At 65.7% G+C, this 18469-nt stretch carries 15 protein-coding genes; 7 read left to right on the top strand and 8 right to left on the bottom strand.

The genetic code is table 11. From position 1 onward, the window contains the following. Nucleotides 1–66: 66 nt before the first annotated feature. Nucleotides 67–1383, bottom strand: a complete 1317-nt coding sequence (locus NCS28_RS03230) for a replication-associated recombination protein A (RefSeq protein ID WP_250512444.1) — start codon at nt 1381–1383, stop codon at nt 67–69. Between the two features lie 177 nt (nt 1384–1560). Here NCS28_RS03230 and cytX point away from each other — a divergent pair, with 177 nt between their 5' ends. Continuing rightward, the gene (gene cytX, locus NCS28_RS03225; protein ID WP_250512443.1) at nt 1561–2889 is read left to right on the top strand and encodes a putative hydroxymethylpyrimidine transporter CytX; all 1329 of its coding nucleotides are present in this window, start codon (nt 1561–1563) and stop codon (nt 2887–2889) included. A gap of 56 nt (nt 2890–2945) precedes the next feature. Here the strand turns inward: cytX and speB are convergent, their stop codons facing one another. Further along, entirely contained in the window at nt 2946–3962 is a 1017-nt protein-coding gene (speB, locus tag NCS28_RS03220; protein WP_250512441.1) for an agmatinase, read from the bottom strand. A 114-nt stretch (nt 3963–4076) separates the two neighbouring features. On the opposite strand from speB, the gene NCS28_RS03215 reads away from it, so the two are divergent. Then, on the top strand, nt 4077–4997 hold the full coding sequence (locus tag NCS28_RS03215; protein ID WP_250512439.1) for a LysR family transcriptional regulator: 921 nt from the start codon (nt 4077–4079) through the stop codon (nt 4995–4997). A 32-nt stretch (nt 4998–5029) separates the two neighbouring features. Here the strand turns inward: NCS28_RS03215 and lolA are convergent, their stop codons facing one another. After that, nucleotides 5030–5710 (bottom strand): outer membrane lipoprotein chaperone LolA, encoded by a 681-nt coding sequence (gene lolA, locus NCS28_RS03210; RefSeq protein ID WP_250512438.1) that lies wholly within the window; start codon nt 5708–5710, stop codon nt 5030–5032. Nucleotides 5711–5738: 28 nt separating this feature from the next. Beyond that, nucleotides 5739–8054 (bottom strand): DNA translocase FtsK, encoded by a 2316-nt coding sequence (locus NCS28_RS03205; RefSeq protein ID WP_250512437.1) that lies wholly within the window; start codon nt 8052–8054, stop codon nt 5739–5741. Nucleotides 8055–8414: 360 nt separating this feature from the next. Here NCS28_RS03205 and trxB point away from each other — a divergent pair, with 360 nt between their 5' ends. From trxB to NCS28_RS03180, 5 genes are all read left to right on the top strand, one after another. Beyond that, a complete protein-coding gene (trxB, locus tag NCS28_RS03200; protein ID WP_284504738.1) occupies nt 8415–9410 on the top strand; it encodes a thioredoxin-disulfide reductase in 996 nt (331 codons plus the stop codon). 185 nt (nt 9411–9595) lie between these two features. Then, on the top strand, nt 9596–10423 hold the full coding sequence (locus NCS28_RS03195) for a Smr/MutS family protein (protein WP_250512435.1): 828 nt from the start codon (nt 9596–9598) through the stop codon (nt 10421–10423). A gap of 22 nt (nt 10424–10445) precedes the next feature. Next, entirely contained in the window at nt 10446–11033 is a 588-nt protein-coding gene (locus NCS28_RS03190; RefSeq protein ID WP_250513045.1) for a trimeric intracellular cation channel family protein, read from the top strand. A gap of 123 nt (nt 11034–11156) precedes the next feature. Continuing rightward, the gene (locus NCS28_RS03185; protein ID WP_250512433.1) at nt 11157–11810 is read left to right on the top strand and encodes a protein-L-isoaspartate O-methyltransferase family protein; all 654 of its coding nucleotides are present in this window, start codon (nt 11157–11159) and stop codon (nt 11808–11810) included. A 53-nt stretch (nt 11811–11863) separates the two neighbouring features. Next, nucleotides 11864–12187 carry a rhodanese-like domain-containing protein gene (locus NCS28_RS03180; RefSeq protein WP_250512431.1) on the top strand — a complete coding sequence of 108 codons (324 nt, stop codon included), beginning with the start codon at nt 11864–11866 and terminating at the stop codon, nt 12185–12187. A gap of 13 nt (nt 12188–12200) precedes the next feature. Here NCS28_RS03180 and NCS28_RS03175 read toward each other — a convergent pair whose 3' ends face one another. From NCS28_RS03175 to hemC, 4 genes are all read right to left on the bottom strand, one after another. Beyond that, a complete protein-coding gene (locus NCS28_RS03175) occupies nt 12201–13778 on the bottom strand; it encodes a GDSL-type esterase/lipase family protein (RefSeq protein ID WP_250512429.1) in 1578 nt (525 codons plus the stop codon). Nucleotides 13779–13955: 177 nt separating this feature from the next. Then, a complete protein-coding gene (locus tag NCS28_RS03170; RefSeq protein WP_250512427.1) occupies nt 13956–15149 on the bottom strand; it encodes a heme biosynthesis protein HemY in 1194 nt (397 codons plus the stop codon). After that, nucleotides 15149–17272 (bottom strand): fused uroporphyrinogen-III synthase HemD/membrane protein HemX, encoded by a 2124-nt coding sequence (gene hemDX, locus NCS28_RS03165; RefSeq protein ID WP_250512425.1) that lies wholly within the window; start codon nt 17270–17272, stop codon nt 15149–15151. The genes NCS28_RS03170 and hemDX overlap by 1 nt, the downstream gene beginning before the upstream one ends. Continuing rightward, nucleotides 17272–18279 carry a hydroxymethylbilane synthase gene (gene hemC / locus NCS28_RS03160; protein WP_250512424.1) on the bottom strand — a complete coding sequence of 336 codons (1008 nt, stop codon included), beginning with the start codon at nt 18277–18279 and terminating at the stop codon, nt 17272–17274. Before hemC ends, hemDX begins: the two co-directional genes overlap by 1 nt. Nucleotides 18280–18469 lie beyond the last annotated feature (190 nt).

Here is an 18469-nt window from a genome sequence, read left to right as displayed (position 1 = left end):
GGGTGCGATCGGCGATGCGCCTCGCGAAACGCCATTCGCCCGCGCACGAAACGAACGCCTCGAATTTCACGACTTCTTGTCGTTGCGATGTTCGCGCCGCCAGGCTTCGTCGAGTTCCGCGAGACGCGCGAGCTTTTCGCCGATCTTGCCTTCGAGTCCGCGCGGCGTCGGCTGATACCAGTTCGGATCGCGCATGCCGTCCGGCAGATAGGTTTCGCCGGCAGCGTAGGCGTCGGGCTCGTCGTGCGCGTAACGGTATTCGTGGCCGTAGCCGAGTTCCTTCATCAGCTTGGTCGGCGCATTGCGCAGATGCACCGGCACGCCGCGCGATTGATCCTTGCCGACGAAGCGCCGCGCCTCGTTGTACGCGTTGTAGCCCGCGTTCGATTTGGGCGCGACCGCCAGATAGATGAGCGCCTGCGCGAGCGCCAGTTCGCCTTCCGGTGTTCCGAGGCGCTCGTATGTTTCGGCCGCATCGAGCGCGATGCGGCCGGCGCGCGGATCGGCCAGCCCGATATCCTCCCACGCCATGCGCACGATGCGCCGCGCCATGTAGCGCGGGTCCGCGCCGCCGTCGAGCATGCGGCAGAACCAGTAGAGCGCCGCGTCCGGATTGCTGCCGCGCACGGACTTGTGCAGCGCGCTGATCTGGTCGTAAAACGCGTCGCCGCCCTTGTCGAAGCGGCGCAGATTCTCGGCGAGCGCGCTGCCGAGTAGCGTACCGTCGACGTCGGTCTGCTTTTGCTGCGCCGCCGCGCGCGCGACAATCTCCAGATTGTTCAACAGCTTGCGGCCATCGCCGTCGGCGGAACCGATCAGCGCGTCGCGGGCTTCGTCGGTGAACGTCAATCCGCCGAGTTCCTTCGTCGCCCGTTCGAGCAGTTGCTTCAATTCGTCGGCGTCGAGGCTTTTCAGCACGTAGACCGCCGCGCGCGACAAGAGCGCACTGTTCACCTCGAACGACGGATTCTCGGTCGTCGCGCCGACGAACACGAACAAACCCGACTCCACATGCGGCAAGAACGCATCCTGCTGACTCTTGTTGAAGCGATGCACTTCATCGACGAACACGAGCGTCTGATGCCCGTTCGCGCGATGGATTTGCGCCGTCTCCACCGCCTCGCGGATGTCCTTCACGCCCGAGAGCACCGCCGAGAGCGAGATGAACTGCGCGTGGAACGCATCGGCCATGAGACGCGCGAGCGTGGTCTTGCCGACGCCGGGCGGGCCCCAGAGAATCATCGAATGCGCCTCGCCCGATTCGAACGCGACGCGCAGCGGCTTGTTTGGACCGAGCAGATGCTTCTGGCCGATCACGTCGTCGATGGTGCGGGGGCGCAGGCGCTCCGCGAGCGGAACGTTGCCACGGTTTTCTTCGAACATGTGCTGTGCGATGCGGATTGACGCAGTTGGGTGGATCGCGGCGATAATCTCGCCCTTCAGGGAAGGCGCGGCGCGACCGCGAAATCGGGTCATTATGACAGCCTGACAGCGGCGGGTTCGCACGAAGCGGGCCACGCGCCCGCAAACCACGCTTCGACACGACAAGGACGCAATCCGATGGGGCAAGAGCACACCACGAACGCCGCGGCGCACGGCGAAACCTCGACCTACGCGCCGCTCACGCCCGTGCCGCCCGAGCGGCGCGCCTTCGGCACGAGCGATGCCTTCGCGCTGTGGTTCTCGCTCGGCATCGGGCTGCTGGTCGCGCAGGCGGGCGCGCTCCTCGTGCCGGGATTGTCGTTGCCCCACGCGCTGACGGCGATCGCCATAGGCACGGTGATCGGCGTCGTGCTGCTCGCGCTGGCGGGCGTCGTCGGCACGGATACGGGGCTCGCGGCGATGTCCTCGCTGCGCCCGACGCTCGGCGTGCGCGGCGCGTCGGTGCCGGCGGTGCTCAACGCGATCCAGCTCGTCGGCTGGGGCTCGTTCGAAATCATCGTGATGCGCGACTCCGCCGATGCGCTCGCGAAGCAGTCCTTCCACTTCTCGATGCCGCTCGTCTGGACGCTCATCTTCGGCGCGCTCGCGACGCTGCTCGCGGTGAGCGGCCCGCTCTCCTTCGTGCGGCGCTTCCTGCGCACCTGGGGCATCTGGCTGCTGCTCGGCGGCGCGGGCTGGCTCACCTGGAATCTGCTCGCCAAGCACGATCTCGCCGCGCTGCTGGCGCGCCCCGGCACGGGCGAGCTGGCGTTCGGCGCGGGCATCGATCTCGTCGTCGCGATGCCGCTGTCGTGGCTGCCGCTCATCGCCGATTACACGCGCTTCGGCAAGAGCGCCGGCGGCGCGTTCCGCGGCACGCTGCTCGGCTACGGCATCGCGAACCTGTGGTTCTATGCGCTCGGCGCGATCTACGGCCTCGCGGCGGGCGGCGGCGATGCGCTCCTCACCACCGCGTTCGCGCAGGCCGGCGGCGGCGTCGCGCTCTTCCTCATTCTGATCGATGAAACCGACAACGCCTTTGCCGATATCCACTCCGCGGCCGTATCGACGGGCACGTTCTGGGCGCGCGCCAGCGTGCCGATGCTCTCATGCGCGTTCGGCGCGCTGTGCACGCTCGTCGCGCTCGTCGTCGAGATGGGCAAGTATCAGAACTTCCTGTTGCTGATCGGCTCGGTGTTCGCGCCGCTCTTCGGCGTCGTGCTGGCCGATCACTTCATCGTGCGCAAGCGCCGCATCGAGACCGCCGCGCTCGGGTCCATCGACGGGCGCTATGGCTTTTCCGGCGGCTGGCACGTGAGCGCGTTCATCGCATGGGGCATCGGCATCGCGGCGTATCACGCGATCAATCAATGGCTGCCGAATCTCGGCGCGACGCTGCCCGCGCTCGCGCTCGGCGCGGTGTGCTATTTGCTGCTCGTGTCGGGACGGCGCCGCGCCTACGCGTGATCGCCCGACGAAAAAGCCGCCATTTCTGGCGGCTTTTTCACATAGACTCGGGGCACTCAACGCCCCGCGCGATACTCGACGCCCGGCAACACGCACAGCAGCTCGAACGCGAGGTTCGCGCCCAGGAGCGCGGTGGTGCCGAACGGGTCATAAGGTGGCGCGACCTCCACCAGATCCGCGCCGACGATATTCAGCCCGCGCGCGCCGCGCACGATTTCGAGCGCCTGCGGCACGGTCAAACCGGCGATTTCCGGCGTGCCGGTTCCGGGCGCGAATGCGGGATCGATGCCATCGATATCGAACGTGATGTAGACGGGGCCGTCGCCCATTTGCGCGCGCACTTCGTCCATCAACGGCGCGAGCGATTTGTTCCAGCACTCTTCCGTCTGCACGACGCGAAAACCCTGATCGCGGCACCAGTCGAAATCGCCGGCTTCGTAACCCGTGCCGCGCAGGCCGATCTGCACGACGCGCGAGCAATCGAGCAAGCCCTCTTCCACCGCGCGCCGGAACGGCGTGCCGTGCGCGATCTTCTCGCCGAACATGGTGTCGTTGACGTCCGCGTGAGCGTCGATATGGATCAGCCCGACTTTGCCGTGCTTCGCGTGGATTGCACGCAGGATCGGCAGCGCGATGGTGTGATCGCCGCCGAGCGTGAGCGGCTTGCAGCCGTGCTTCAGGATCTCGCCGTACGCGCGCTCGATGCGGTCGATCGAATCGAGCAGGTTGTACGGATTGATCGCGACATCGCCGATATCCGCGACGCGCAGCGAATCGAAAGGCGCGGCGCGCGTCGCCATGTTGTACGGGCGCAGCAGCACGGATTCGCTGCGCACCTGGCGTGGACCGAAGCGCGCGCCGGTGCGGTTCGACGTGCCGAGATCGAACGGCACGCCGACGAAACACGCATCCAGCCCTTCGGCCGAATGGACGTGCGGCAGGCGCATCATCGTCGTGATGCCGCCGCAGCGCGGCATCTGGTTGCCCGATAACGGCTGCGGGCGCTCGGCGCGCTGTTCGACGAAGTGGGAATCGAAGTGTTCGGCAGGCGCGAAAAGTGAGGATGTATTCATGGCGTCAGATGGATTCACGTTGGCACCCTGAAATTTATAGCGCCTTTTCGATCAAGATAAAATGGCGACGAAATTAACTTAACATCGACATTTATCGATGTTTCGACGGCGCCCATGTTCACTCACCTTTCCGATCTCGATCTGCGCCTCATCCGCGTGTTCCTCGCCATCGCCGATGCGGGCGGCATCTCGTCGGCGCAGGCGACGCTCAACGTCGGGCAATCGACCATCAGCACGCAGCTCGCGACGCTCGAAACGCGGCTCGGCTACCGGCTCTGCGAGCGCGGGCGCGGCGGCTTCGCGCTGACCTCTCGCGGCGAGCAGTTCGTCGAGGCGTGCCGGACGTTGCTCGCCGCCATCGATACCTTCGATTCGACCGCGCGCAATGTCGGCAAGACGCTCGTCGGCACGCTCACGCTCGGGATGATCGGCAACACGCCCGTCAGCGCGAACGCGCGCGTCAGTCAGGCGATCGCGCGTTTCCGCCGGCGCGACGAATCCGTGCGCTTCGCGGTGCTGGTGCGCTCGCCGGGCGAACTGGAGGAAATGCTGCTGGCCGAGCGCATCCAGATGGCGATCGGCTACTTCTGGCATCGCGTGCCGTCGCTCGACTACACCGAAATCTTCGCGGAGGATCAGCTCGCGTACTGTGGACGCGGGCATCCATTGTTCGCGCAGGCGGGCGATGTCGGCATCGCGCAGGCGTTCGAGCACGACTGGGCGTGGCGCAGCTATCCGCTGCCCGAAGCCGGCGAGCTCACGCCGCGCAATATCGGCGCGGTCGCGGACAACATGGAGGCCGTCGCGATGCTCGTGCTGTCGGGCCGGCATCTCGGCTATCTGCCCGAGCACTTCGCCGCGCCGTACGTGAAAGACGGCGTGCTCGCGCCACTGAATCCGCAGGCGATGCGCTATCGCGTCGCGTTTCAGATGGTCACGCGCGCGCAACGCCTGAGCGGCGCGCGGGGCGCGAAACGCGAGATCGTGGAAGCCTTTCTCGAGGACATGGCCGCCGCGCACGCGGCCATCGAATGAAGAAAGGGCGCTTTCGTCGCGCCCTTTTCGAATCAGCCGTTGATCACGTCCGCGCCCTTCGGCACGGTGAACTTGAAGGTATCGCTCTTGATCGGCGGGTTCTTCTGGATGTTCGAGAACGTGAGCAGCGTGACGTTGCCGAACACGTCGTGCAGTTCCATCGCCTGCAGATTGCCGTCCTTGAAGCCGATGCCGACCGTCTCGAACTGCGTGTCCTTCGCCTTGGGCGTCAGTTCCAGCCAGTCGATGCCGCCCTTCTCGCCCGCATCGCGCAGGTTGAAGTTCTTCTCCAGATCGTTGCTGCCGAAGAGAATCGCCGCCGGGCTTGCGCCGAGCGCGCCGCCGAGCGTGCGCACGGTGACCTGGTTCAAGTCTTTGTCGTAGACGTAGAGCTTATCGCCGTCGGCCTGGAGAATCTGCGAATACGGCTTCTGATACGACCAGATGAACTTGCCCGGCCGCGCGAACATGAAGGTGCCACTGGAGGTCGCGCCCCGAGTCGGCATCGCGTTCGACGTCGCGCCGTTGTTGGTCTTGCCGGGCGCCTTGACTTCCTGCTGCGTGAAGTCGCCGCGCGCCGCGCGCACTTGCGACACGAACGCCTTCAGCTGTTCCGTGCCGCTCGCGAATGCGTGCGATGCGAAAAGCATCGACGCCGAAAAGATCACCGCGCCCAAAGCCTTGGCAAGCGGATTCCCCGTAATTTGCTTCATCGTTATGTTCTCCAATTGGACGCGCACGTCACTCCGCGTCGCGGGCCGGCGTGAGGATCTCGCGGTTGCCGTTCGACGACATCGCCGACACGAGCCCCGAGTTCTCCATCTGTTCGAGCAGACGCGCCGCGCGGTTATAGCCGATGCGCAAATGCCGCTGCACGAGCGAGATCGACGCGCGCCGGTTCTTGATGACGATCTCGACCGCCTGATCGTATAAAGGATCGGACTCGCCGTCGGCGCCGCCGGTTCCGGCCGCGCCCGTCGCGCCTTCGTCGCCGTCGCCCGCAAGTCCGCCTTCGAGAATGCCCTCGATATAGTTTGGCTCGCCGTGCTCCTTCAGCTTGTCGACCACGCGATGCACTTCTTCATCCGATACGAACGCGCCGTGCACGCGCACCGGCAAGCCCGAGCCCGGCGGCAGATAGAGCATGTCGCCCATGCCGAGCAGCGACTCGGCGCCCTGCTGGTCGAGAATCGTGCGTGAATCGATCTTCGACGACACCTGAAACGCCATGCGCGTCGGCACGTTCGCCTTGATGAGGCCGGTGATTACGTCGACCGACGGACGCTGCGTCGCGAGGATCAGATGGATGCCCGCCGCGCGCGCCTTCTGCGCGATACGCGCGATCAGCTCTTCGACCTTCTTGCCGACGACCATCATGAGGTCGGCGAGCTCGTCGATCACGACGACGATATTCGGCAGGCGCGTAAGCGGCTCAGGATCGTCGGGCGTGAGGCTAAACGGATTCGGAATTTTTTCGTCGCGCTTCTTCGCTTCGTCGATCTTCGTGTTGAAGCTCGCGAGATTGCGCACGCCCATTTTGCTCATCAGCTTGTAGCGGCGCTCCATCTCTGCGACCGCCCAGTTGAGCGCGTGACCGGCCTGCCGCATGTCCGTGACGACCGGACACAGCAGATGCGGAATGCCTTCGTAGACGCTCATTTCGAGCATCTTCGGGTCGATGAGAATCAGCCGCACCTGATCCGCGCTCGCCTTGTAGAGCAGCGAGAGAATCATCGCGTTGATGCCGACCGACTTGCCCGAACCCGTCGTGCCGGCGACCAGCAAGTGCGGCATCTTCGCGAGATCCGCGCAGACCGGATTGCCGCCGATGTCCTTGCCGAGGCCCATCGTCAGCGGCGATGCGCCGTTCGCATAGACCTCGGAGCCGAGAATCTCGGAGAGCTTGACCGTCTGACGGCGCTGGTTCGGCAATTCGAGCGCCATGTAGTTCTTGCCCGGAATCGTCTCGACGACGCGAATCGACACGAGCGACAGCGAGCGCGCGAGATCCTTCGCGAGACCGACGATCTGGCTGCCCTTCACGCCCGTCGCCGGCTCGATTTCATAGCGCGTGACGACCGGCCCCGGATACGCGGCGATCACGCTCACCTCGACGCCGAAGTCCTTCAGCTTCTTTTCGATGAGCCGCGACGTGTATTCGAGCGTATCGGCGGCGATGGTTTCCTGGTTCTTCGGCGGCGGATCGAGCAACGCGAGCGGCGGCAAGGTGGAATCGCCCGGCAGGTCCTTGAAGAGCGGCACCTGCTTTTCCTTCTCGGCGCGTTCGGAGCGCGCGGGCGCGGGCGCGGCGGGCACGATCATCACGGGTTCGTGATCTTCGCTCTTCTCGCGCGAGCGCACGACCTTGCCTTCGCGCTTGACCGCGGCCGCTTCGCCCAGCTTGCGGTCGCGTCCCGCCTCGCGGCGCAGTTGCGCGCCGGTGATCGCGTTGAGGATTCCGTCGCCGAGCTTCTCGCATACGGACAGCCATGAGAAGCGAAAATAGAGCGACAAGCCGATCGCGAGCGCGATCAAGAAGAACAAGGTCGCGCCCGTGAAGCCGAGCGCATGCGAAACATGCCGCGCGACGACATCGCCGACCACGCCGCCCGGCGCGCGCGGCAACTGCACCTTGAGCGACCACATGCGCAGCGCCTCGATGCCGTCGCTCGCGAGGAGCACGAGCACGAACGCGAACGCTTCGGCGAGCCAGGTGCGGTCGCGCGGCGCGTCTTCATCGACGACGGGCGGCTGCGTGATCCTTCGATAATTCGCGACGATGCGCCGCGCGAGCAGCACGATGAGCCAGTAGGAAGACAGCCCGAAGACGAGCAGCAGGATATCGGACGTATAAGCGCCGACGCGCCCGGCCCAGTTCCCGATGCGATCGACGCTCACCGCGTGGGTCCAGCTCGGATCCTTGCGGCTGTACGAAAGGAGCGCCATCACGAGAAACAGTCCGAGCGCGACCTGCAGGATCCAGCGAATTTCGGTGAAGAGCCGCGACATGCGGTGCGGCAACGCCTGCGGGCTCGCGGAATAGGTAGCTTTGGCCATTGATTCGGTGTCGCTTTGTGTCGCTTTCTTGCGGCTCGCGCCTCTGAGCAAGGGCCGCATGGAACGGTGGCCTATTGTAAACGCTGCATTGCGGTGAACGGCGTAAAACGGCCGCCTTCTTGCAACCTGTAACACTCGTCACGCGCGCGTCATGCGGCCGTTTGTGGCCGCCGCGGCTATCAAACCGATTGAAAGGTTCATTCGGAAGGCTTTTCCAGCGACCTTTATAATCCCCTTTTTGCACCCAAATTTGGTACATCGGAAGCGTGGCGGCGCATTCTCGGCCACGAGCGGCGTCGATATTGCTGCATTGCGGGCCACGCGCATTTCCGAGCCGACCATCAATAACGGACCATCATCATGTCTTCGCCCAAACACGCAAAAGTGCTGATTCTCGGTTCCGGCCCCGCCGGCTACTCCGCTGCGGTGTACGCCGCGCGCGCGAACTTGTCGCCGCTGCTCGTCACCGGCCTCGCGCAAGGCGGGCAGCTGATGACCACCACGGATGTCGAGAACTGGCCGGCGGATCCGTCGGGCGTGCAGGGCCCGGAACTGATGCAGCGTTTCGAGGAGCACGCGCGCCGCTTCAACACCGAGATCGTGTTCGATCACATTCACACCGCGAAGCTCAACGAGCGCCCCTTCCGGCTGATCGGCGATTCGGGCGAGTACACCTGCGATTCGCTCATCATCGCGACGGGCGCGTCGGCGCAATATCTCGGCGTGCCGTCGGAAGAAGCGTTCATGGGCAAGGGCGTGTCGGCCTGCGCGACCTGCGACGGCTTCTTCTATCGCAACGGCGAAGTCGCGGTGATCGGCGGCGGCAATACGGCCGTCGAGGAAGCGATCTATCTCGCGGGCATCGCGAAGAAGGTGACGGTCGTGCATCGCCGCGACAAGTTCCGCGCCGAGCCTATCCTCATCGACCGGCTCCTCGCGAAGGAGAAGGAAGGCATCGTCGATATCAAATGGAATCACGTACTCGACGAAGTCACCGGCGACGCGTCCGGCGTCACCGGCCTGCGCATCAAGGATACGCAGAGCGGCCAGACCACGGACATCGCGCTGCAAGGCGTGTTCGTCGCGATCGGCCACAAGCCGAACACCGATCTCTTCGTCAACCAGCTCGAGATGAAGAACGGCTACATCATCACGAAGGGCGGCACGACCGGCGACGCCACCGCGACGAGCATCCCCGGCGTGTTCGCCGCGGGCGACGTGCAGGATCACGTGTATCGCCAGGCGATCACCAGCGCGGGCACGGGCTGCATGGCCGCGCTCGACGCGCAGCGTTATCTCGAAACGATCGACGAAACGCCGACGCCGCATTCGATGAGCCACGAAGCGGATCGCTGATCGGGCGTCCATTCGGGCGCGGCACGGCGCGGCGAGCCGTTAGAATGGAGTTCGCCCGCTTTCGGCGCGTCTAATAGCGCTGACTCGCGATGAAAACGGGCCACGGTTCATGCCGTCGGCCCGTTTTCGATTCGAGGCGCGCACCGCGTCGAGCCTGACTCCTGTCGATTTCCTCTGGCTGAACGATGCCGAAGAATCTCCCTCACCCGAACGAACCGAAAGTCCGGCGCAAAGAAGCGCCGCGTCCGGCCGCGTCCGCGGAAGCCAGACCGGTCGATGCGCGCGACGCGGCCGCCGCCGTGAAGCGCGACGGGCTCTCGGGTCTGTCGACGCTCAAGCGCGCACTGAAAGCCGACGCCGAGAAGCGCGAAGTGCAGCGGGTCGCGGCGGCGCGCGCCGAACGCGAAGCCGTCGCGGATGCCGACGAGTTCCGTCGCGCGATCGGCGAAGTCGAACCGCTCAAAACGCCGCCGCGCACGACCGTCACGCGCATTCCGCCGGCGCCCGTGCCGCTGCAAAGCCGTCGCGACGAAGAGGCCGTGCTGCAGGAAGCGCTCTCCGACGAGTACGATCCCGAAAGCCTGCTCGACATCGACGAAACGCTGTCCTTCTATCGGCCCGGCATCAGCCAGGAAGTCGTGAGGAAGCTCAGGCGCGGCGCGTGGATCGTACAGGCGCAGCTCGATCTGCACGGCATGCGCCGCGAGGAAGCGCGCGAGGCGCTCGCGGAGTTCATCCGCGAATCGGTGAAGCGCGGGCTCCGATGTCTGCGCGTGATCCACGGCAAGGGGCTCGGCTCCATCGGCAAGGAACCGGTCCTGAAGGGCAAAGTGCGGGCGTGGCTCGTGCAGAAATCGGAAGTCATCGCGTTCTGTCAGGCGCGGCCGCACGACGGCGGCGCGGGCGCGGTGCTCGTGCTGCTTCAGCCGGGCGGCGCGCCTCGCCATCACAATCATCCGCAGGACAAGAGCCTCGGCAAGAACCACGATCCGAGGCCGGACAGTGCATCCTAGACTCACCCTTGCCATCACCCTCATGGAGGCGCTCGCGATATTCGCGTACGCCTTCTCCGGGCTCATCGAAGCGCGCAAGCGCCGGCTCGACGCGGTCGGCGCGTTTCTCGTCGCGCTCGTCACCGCGTTCGGCGGCGGCACGGTGCGCGACGTGCTGCTTTCCCGCCGCCCGTTCTACTGGGTCGAGCATCAGGACTACGTGCTCCTCATTTTCGCGATGGCGATTTTCGCGCCCATCTTTCTGCGCCTCACGTCGCGGCTCTTCGACCAGCGCGCGCTGCTCATCACCGATGCGATCGGCCTCGGTCTCTTCAGCGTGTCCGGCACCTCGATCGCGCTCGATGCGCAGATGCCCGCCTTCACCGCCACGATGATGGGCGTCATCACCGGCGTATTCGGCGGCGTGCTGCGCGACGTGCTCTGCAACGAGATTCCGCTGATCCTGCGCGACTCGCGCCCTTACGCGGTGTGCGCGTTCGCGGGCTGCTGGATCTATCTCGGACTCGAGCGGCTCGACGTCGACACGATCTACAACGTGCTGCTTTCGACGGCGTTCATCCTCATCGCGCGGCTCATCACCTTCAAGTTCGATATCCGTCTGCCGCATTAGACACATGTGGACCATGCGCGAAACGGGCGGGAAAACCCGTCCATTTGCTACAATCGCACAGTTTTCTAGCCCCGCATCCGGCCGCGATGCAGCCCGCTCCGGTCGCCATCACGCACACAGAACATGAACATCGAGCAAGCGCGTTTCAACATGATCGAGCAACAGATTCGTCCGTGGGAAGTGCTGGACCAGGACGTGCTGAACCTGCTTTCGATTGTCAAGCGCGAGAACTTCGTTCCCGCCGCGTACCGCAACATCGCTTTCGCCGACCTCGAAATTCCGCTGCCCGGCGGCGAGCGCATGCTCTCGCCCAAGGTCGAAGCGCGCGTCCTGCAGGAGCTCGCAGTTCACAAGGGCGAAACCGTGCTGGAAATCGGCGCCGGCTCCGGCTACATGGCGGCGCTGCTCGCGCATCGCGGCCGCAGTGTGACGACGGTCGAGATCTCGCCCGAACTCGCCGAGTTCGCGAAGCAGAACCTCGCTGCGAACGGCGTGACGAACGCCGAAGTGATCATCGGCGACGGCGCGCGCGGCTGGAACGAGGGCGCGCCTTACGACGTGATCTGCGTGTCGGGCGGGCTGCCGGTCATGCCGCAGGAATTTCTCGAACAACTGAAGATCGGCGGACGCATCGCGGCGTTCGTCGGCTCGGCGCCGGTCATGAAGGCGCAGATCATCACGCGCGTGGACGAAAAGCAGTTCCGCGTGTCGGACGTGTTCGAGACGCTCGTCGCGCCGCTGAAGAACGCGGTGCATCCGTCGCAATTCAAGTTTTAAGCTGAAAGCGCGCCGCCGGTATCGCCGGCAGCGCGCGTCTTGCCAGGATCTGCATGCAAAACCTCACCGCACCCGAACTCGCCGCGTGGCTCGCCGATACCTCGCGCCCCGCTCCCGTTCTACTCGACGTGCGCGAGCCGTGGGAAATCCAGACGGCGAAGCTGGACAACATCGTCGCGATTCCCATGCGCGACATCCCCGCGCGCAGCGAAGAACTCGACGACGAAGCGCAGATCGTCTGCATCTGCCACCACGGCGCACGCAGCGCGCAGGTCGCGATGTTCCTCGAATCGCGCGGCTTCACGCAGACGTTCAACCTGTACGGCGGCATCGATGCGTGGTCGCGTCAGGTCGATCCGTCGGTTCCGACCTACTGATCGCTCGCCTTTCTCATCCCTCGCTGGACCACAGCGCCGTGCCGCGCGCCGAAAAGATGACGAGATATCCGTTCGACAGGATATTCGCGAAGGCGCCCGGATTGCCCGACGTGTGCGTCTGCCACACCATCGCGCCGTTGCTGTCGTACATCACGAGATTGCCGTCCGCCTGCATGCGGACTTCGACCCCCGGCGTGCCGCTCACGCGCGATGACCAGATCGTCGCGCCGTTCCTGATCGCGACGAGATAACCGTCGTTCCGCAGATTCAATGCGACGTTGCCGCCGCACGCCGCGAGCGACGCGCCCGCGCCGAGGCCTTCGCCCGGCGCGAGACGGCCGCACGCCGTCGGCGCGTTAATCGGCGGCAGCGCGGCGAACCAGCTCAGATCGACGGCATTGGCGATCGCCTGCATCCCGGCATCGTTCGGATGCAGGTCGTCGCCGCTGTTGTAGGCGCGCGTGAACGCGGACGAGATGTCCGAGCCCGCCGGATTGCCCAGCGCCGCGGCCAGATCGAGCACGGCGTCGCACCCGCTTTCCTTGGTGCGCAGGTACGAATTCACCGTCTGGCGCGTGTTCTCGATCTCGGGCGTCCATGCGTCCAGGCCTTCGAAAGGCGTGAGCGTCGAGCAGATCAGGCCGACTTTCGCGGCACTCGTCTGCTGGACGAGTTGCTGATACGCGCCGATGATCTGCTGCGCGCTCGGCGGATTGCCGCTGATGAGATTGTTCACCGCATCGTCGGAAACGATCACCCATTTCACGTTGGGCTGCGCGAGCACGTCGCGGGAAAAGCGCGTGAGCCCGGCCTGCCCCGAACCGTTCGTAAAGAAGTCGTTTCCGCTGATGCCCTGATTCAGCACGCCGACCGTCATGCCCGCACGGATCAGCCGCTCCGCGAGCCGGTTCGGCCAGCGCCGGTTCGTATTGGGCGTCGATGAAAACCCGTCCGTGATCGAAGCCCCGAACGTGACCACCGCGCCCGTCGCGGCGGCGTTCATCACATCGACATTGGTGAGGAAATAGTACGACTGCTCACCCGCCGCGTTCACGACGCCGCCCGCGAACGCCGGGTCCGCGCTGACGTCGCCCGGCGCGATGTAGTTGTCCTGCAAGCCCTCGATATGCCCGGTCGACCCCGGCGGCGTTTGCGACGGAACGTGGAAGCTCACGGCGATATCGGCGAGCGCCGGCACCTGGAACGGGATGGCGTCGGTCTGCACGGTGCCGCCCGCAGGAATCGTCACGTAGGGCTGGCCGTTGAAGGTCGCGGCGCGGTCGGTGCCGGCGATCGTCCGCGCCCCGCTCGAACGGCGCGCGATATGCACGTCGCCGAGCGTGACCGGCTTCGAGCCGAACAGATTGGAAAACGTCAGGCGCGCCGCCGTGCCGCCAATGCTCGTGTGCACGATATGGCGAATCGTCTGGTTGTTGAAGCCGGGATCGGCCGTGACGTCCGGCGAGGCCGACCACGTTCCCGTCCAAGGCGCGGTCGTGATGACCCCCTGCGCGAAGTAATGCGATGTATCGGGCCACGACAGAAAAACGGCCAGCGCAAACCCGATGAACGCACGAAGCCCTCGTTTCACGCCGCCTCCCTGTTTGATCTTCGGACTGGAAGGAAACTAGACCACGTCGGGCGCGTCACTGTCGTGCGCTAACGTACAGACAACATTAATCGCCATCCGTACCGGCCAAAAAACCGAAAGCCGCGTGAAAGTTTCTTCCACGCGGCTTTTGTCTCGAACGCGCGACGGAACGCGCAATCAGACAACGTTCATCGCCAGCGCGCTCGCACGATAATGCTCTGCCGCCTTGTCGGTGTCGCCGAGCTGCTCGTGCAGACGGGCGAGCGCGCGATGCGTGCGGATCTTGAGCGGTTCGTTATCGGCGAGTTTCAGCGCCGATTCGAGGAACGCCTGCGCCTTGCCCCACAACTGCTGATGCAGGCACAGCCGGCCGAGCGTGAAGAGCAGGTCGGCGTCTTCGGTGCGCTCCTTTTGCCACGCTTCTGCGCGCTGGATCAGCGGGAACGCGTCGCCGCCGACGATGCAATCCGGATAGCGCCGCAAGAGCCGCGCGTCCCAGTTGTGCGAGAGCGCATCCTCGACGATCTTCTTCGCCTCCGCGCGACGATCGAGCGCGATCAACAACTCCGCGGCGAGATCGGCGAGACGCGGCGACTGGCGCTCGGTCACCGAAAGCGATTGCCAGAATTCGAGCAGCGCGTCGGGATTGTGCCGCCGGTCGCGCAGCAGGTTTTCCGCCGCGACCTGACGCAGCCGCACCGCGACCGCCGGATGCAGCGCCTCGCGTTTTTCCAGCATGCGCACGAGCTTCAGCACTTCGCCCCAGTTCTTCAACTGCTGCTGCGCGCGCAGCGCGATCTGCTGCGCGTGAATGCGCCGTCCGCCCTGCGCCTGCATTTCGGTAAGCGCGACGAGCGCGCCGTCGGCGTCGCGGCCATCGGCGCGCATGTCGGCGGTCGCCATGAGACGAGCGTCCTGCCAGTCCGTGCCGGAGACCTGCGCGAGCCATTCGTCGCGGCGCGCGTATTCGTGCAGACGGTGCGCCGCATTTGCGCCGATGAGCCCGGCCGCGCCCTTGTTTTGATCGACGGCAAGCGCATCGCGCGCGGCCTTCTCGGCCTTCGAAAAGCGCCCGGCGTACAGATGCCCGACCGCATCGCGCAACGACGCATTCGCCTTCGCGAGCTTGCTGCGCGCGCGATACGCGGCGACGCGCGACGGCATCTTCCACACGCCACGCGCCGCGCGGATGATCGCGTAGAGCACGATGAACAGCACGACGAGCGCGACCGCGAACAGATTGAGCGACATGTCGACCCGATACGGCGGCATCACGAGCAGGATCTGCCCGCCGTTGAAGCCCCCGACCGTCGCGACGATCACCGCGACGGCGAACAGCAGCGCGAGCCAGATGAGTCCACGAATCGTCATCATCCGCCTCGCTTGAACTGATGGACGGCGGCGAGACTGGCGTTCAGGTTCGGCACGGCGACGGCGAGCGACGCCTGATCGACCTGCTTCACGAGATCGCGCACGGCCTGGACTTTCTTCGACGATGCATCGAAGTAGCGCGCGAGCGCCGCATCGGCGGCGTGCAGATCCGACTTGAGCGTCGGCTCGCTGCGCGAGAGCAGCGACAGACGCGCGGACAAGAGACGCAACTTCACGTTCTCGCGCACGAAATAGCCTTGATCGGGCGACGTGAGCATCGCGTCGGCGTTGTCGATGCGACGCACCGACACGAGACTCGACAACTGCTGCCCGATGCCGCTCGTGATCTGATGCCACAGCACCTTCCAGCGCGGCTCGCCGGTCGCCGCGGCGATCGACGCGCTATTGGCCGGCTCGGCCGTCTGCGCGCGGGCGCGAGCGATCGGCGCTTCGCCAGACAGCGGCAACTGGTCGATCTGGTCGAAGGCCGTGTCGAGCTTGATCGCGAGACCGGTGAGATCCGTGGTGGGCGTGGCCTTCAGCTTGTCGATGTCCTGCGCGATCGCCTTGCGGATCGCGACGACCTGCGGGCCGGTGGTCGCGGCGAGGCGCGTGTCGGCGCTTTGCAGCGCGAAGAGCGCGAGTTGCACGTTGCCGGTCAGTTGTAGTTGCTGGCTCGCGCTCGACAGGATTTGCTCGACTTCGGCGACGGTCCAGTCGTCGCGATTGCTCGCGAGATCCTGATACTGCTGCTGGAGCGCCTGGCTGTGCGCTTCGGCGTCGTTGAGCTTGCCTTGCAACTGGATGATCTGCGTATTGAGCGCGGTAGTGGCGCTCGCGGCCTGATCGGCTTTCGCGCGCAGATCGGCGTTCTGTTCGTCGGCCTGGGCGAGACGTTGCGACAGTTGCGCGTCGGCGCGGTCGAACTTGCGGTTCAGGACGAACGCGCCCGCGCCCGCCGCCACTGCGAGAATGACGACGACGAACCACAACAACACGATGCCCGCGCCGCCGCGCCGCTTCTGCTGCTCGAAAGGCGTAAAAGGCGTGTTAGGCGGCAAGGGCGGTGTCACGTTCGGCTGAGGTGAAGCTTTTTTGGAATCGTTCGAATCAGTCATGCGTGATTGAGCCGTTTGGTGGGCCGGCGCGGTGGCCGGATGGGCGTCCGTCGGCGCGGATGAGGAATGCTTCGAGCTCGATGCGCTCGCTGCAGCGCTCGCGTATGCGTGGGCCTCCGGATCGCGTGGGTTGCGTTGCGGCTCCGCCTGCGCGGCTGCTTCGGCGGTGTCGAGCGGGAACAGCGCTGCCAGCGAGTGTGCGATGCGTTCGTCGCCCGCGCCGGACACCGTAATCCTATCAAAACCCGCTCCCCGCGCGGCTTCGGCGATGCGCGGGTGCGGGCAGACGACCGGCGTGCGTTTGAGCAGCACGAGTTCGTCGGCGGTGAGATGTTCGTGCGCGAGTTCGTCGAGATTGCGCACGCCCTCGGAACTCGTCAGCAGCCACGCGTGCGGTTTTCCCGCAAGCAACTCGTGGATGCGCTCCCACTTTTGCATCGACGGCTCGGGCAGCACGCGGCGATACGCGGCGGCTTTCTCGACCCGCGCGCCCGCTTCGCTCAGGCGTTCGGCGAGCCATTCGCGGCCGCCGTCGCCGCGCACGATCAGCACGCGCTTGCCTTCGAGACCGTTCGTGCCGAAATGCGCTTCGATCGCGGCGTAGAGCGCTTCCGAGTCGAAACGCGGATCGGCTTCTTCCGTCGACGGACTGATCACGCGGTGCGCGGGCGCATGCACGCCCTGCCGCACGAGCGCCGCGACCGATCCCGGACCGACGACCGCGACGGGCAGATCCGCGGGCCACGGCGCGCCGAGCCGGCTGAACGCGTGATCGATCGCATTCGGCGACACGAACACGACGAGCGCATAGCGTCCCGGGACGTCGGGCGGCAGAAAGAGCTCGTCGAGCGCGGCGCGCAGCGGTGCATCGTCGGCGACGGGCGCGATATCGATGAGCGGGAATTCCAGCGTGTCGAAGTCGGCGCTCGCGAGCTGCGCGAGCAAGGCGGACGACTGTCCGCCGGGACGCGTGACGACGACAGTGGCGCGGCGCTCGCTCGCCATCAGGACTTCGGCGCCGAGGGCGCGGCGTTGGGGGCGTCGGCGCGGCTCATCGTCGTGAGTGCGTCGACGATGTCCATCGCGCCTTGCGCTTCGAGATCGGACGATACGCGCTTGCCGAGCGCGAGCGCGGCGGCGAGATCGGGCGAACGCACGGATTCTTCCGCGCGCAGCACGCGCTGACCGTCGGGCATCGCCACCGCGCCGCGCAGATGCAGCGCGCCTTCGCGCCACACGGCATGCGCCGCGAGCGGCACTTCGCAACTGCCGCCGAGCGCCCGCGACACCGCGCGTTCCGCTTCGACCGCGAGCGCGGTGGGTTCATCGTGCAAAGGCCCGAGCCACGCGGCGAGATCGGCGCGATCCGCGCGAATCTCGATGCCTAGCGCGCCCTGCCCCGCCGCGGGCAGACTCTCCGACGGATCGAGCAACGCGCGGATGCGCGCTTCGAGCCCGAGCCGCTTCAACCCGGCGGCCGCGAGGATGATCGCCGCGTATTCGCCGCGATCGAGCTTGGCAAGACGCGTGTCGAGATTGCCGCGCAGCGGACGCACTTCGAGCGCGGGAAAGCGCGCGCGGATCATCGCTTCGCGGCGCAGGCTCGACGTGCCGACGATGCTTCCCGCAGGCAACGCTTCCAGCGATTCGTAGTGCGGCGACACGAACGCATCGCGCGGATCTTCACGTTCAAGGATGGCGCCGAGCGCGAAGCCTTCGGGCAGTTCCATCGGCACATCTTTGAGCGAATGCACGGCGAGATCGGCGCGGCCATCGGCGAGCGCGGCTTCGAGCTCCTTGACGAAGAGACCCTTGCCGCCGACCTTCGACAAGGTGCGATCCAGAATCTGATCGCCGCGCGTTGTCATTCCGAGGATTTTTACGTCGCAAGATGGATATAATTTGTGCAGCGCACACCGCACATGCTCGGCCTGCCACATCGCAAGCCGGCTCTCCCGCGAAGCGATCGTGATGCTCGCGGGCGGTGTCGTTGAATGCGTCTCGGAATTCATTGATGCTCGATCGAATGACGGGATGGATGAATAGACATTAGCGAACAATGGTAGCACGCACGCCACGGTCCACTGACACACGGGCAGCGCGCGGGAGCCTTGTCCGAAGCGCCTTTCGGGGCGTCCGTGGCGCGTGTGTATCCGGGTGAACGACGGCGCAGGCCGCTTCGCGCGCGACGTACGCTCCGGA

Source organism: Caballeronia sp. INDeC2 (assembly GCF_023631325.1).
GTDB lineage: Bacteria > Pseudomonadota > Gammaproteobacteria > Burkholderiales > Burkholderiaceae > Caballeronia.
Note: the sequence above shows the minus strand (reverse complement) of the source record. Positions and strands in the feature narration are given on the sequence as shown.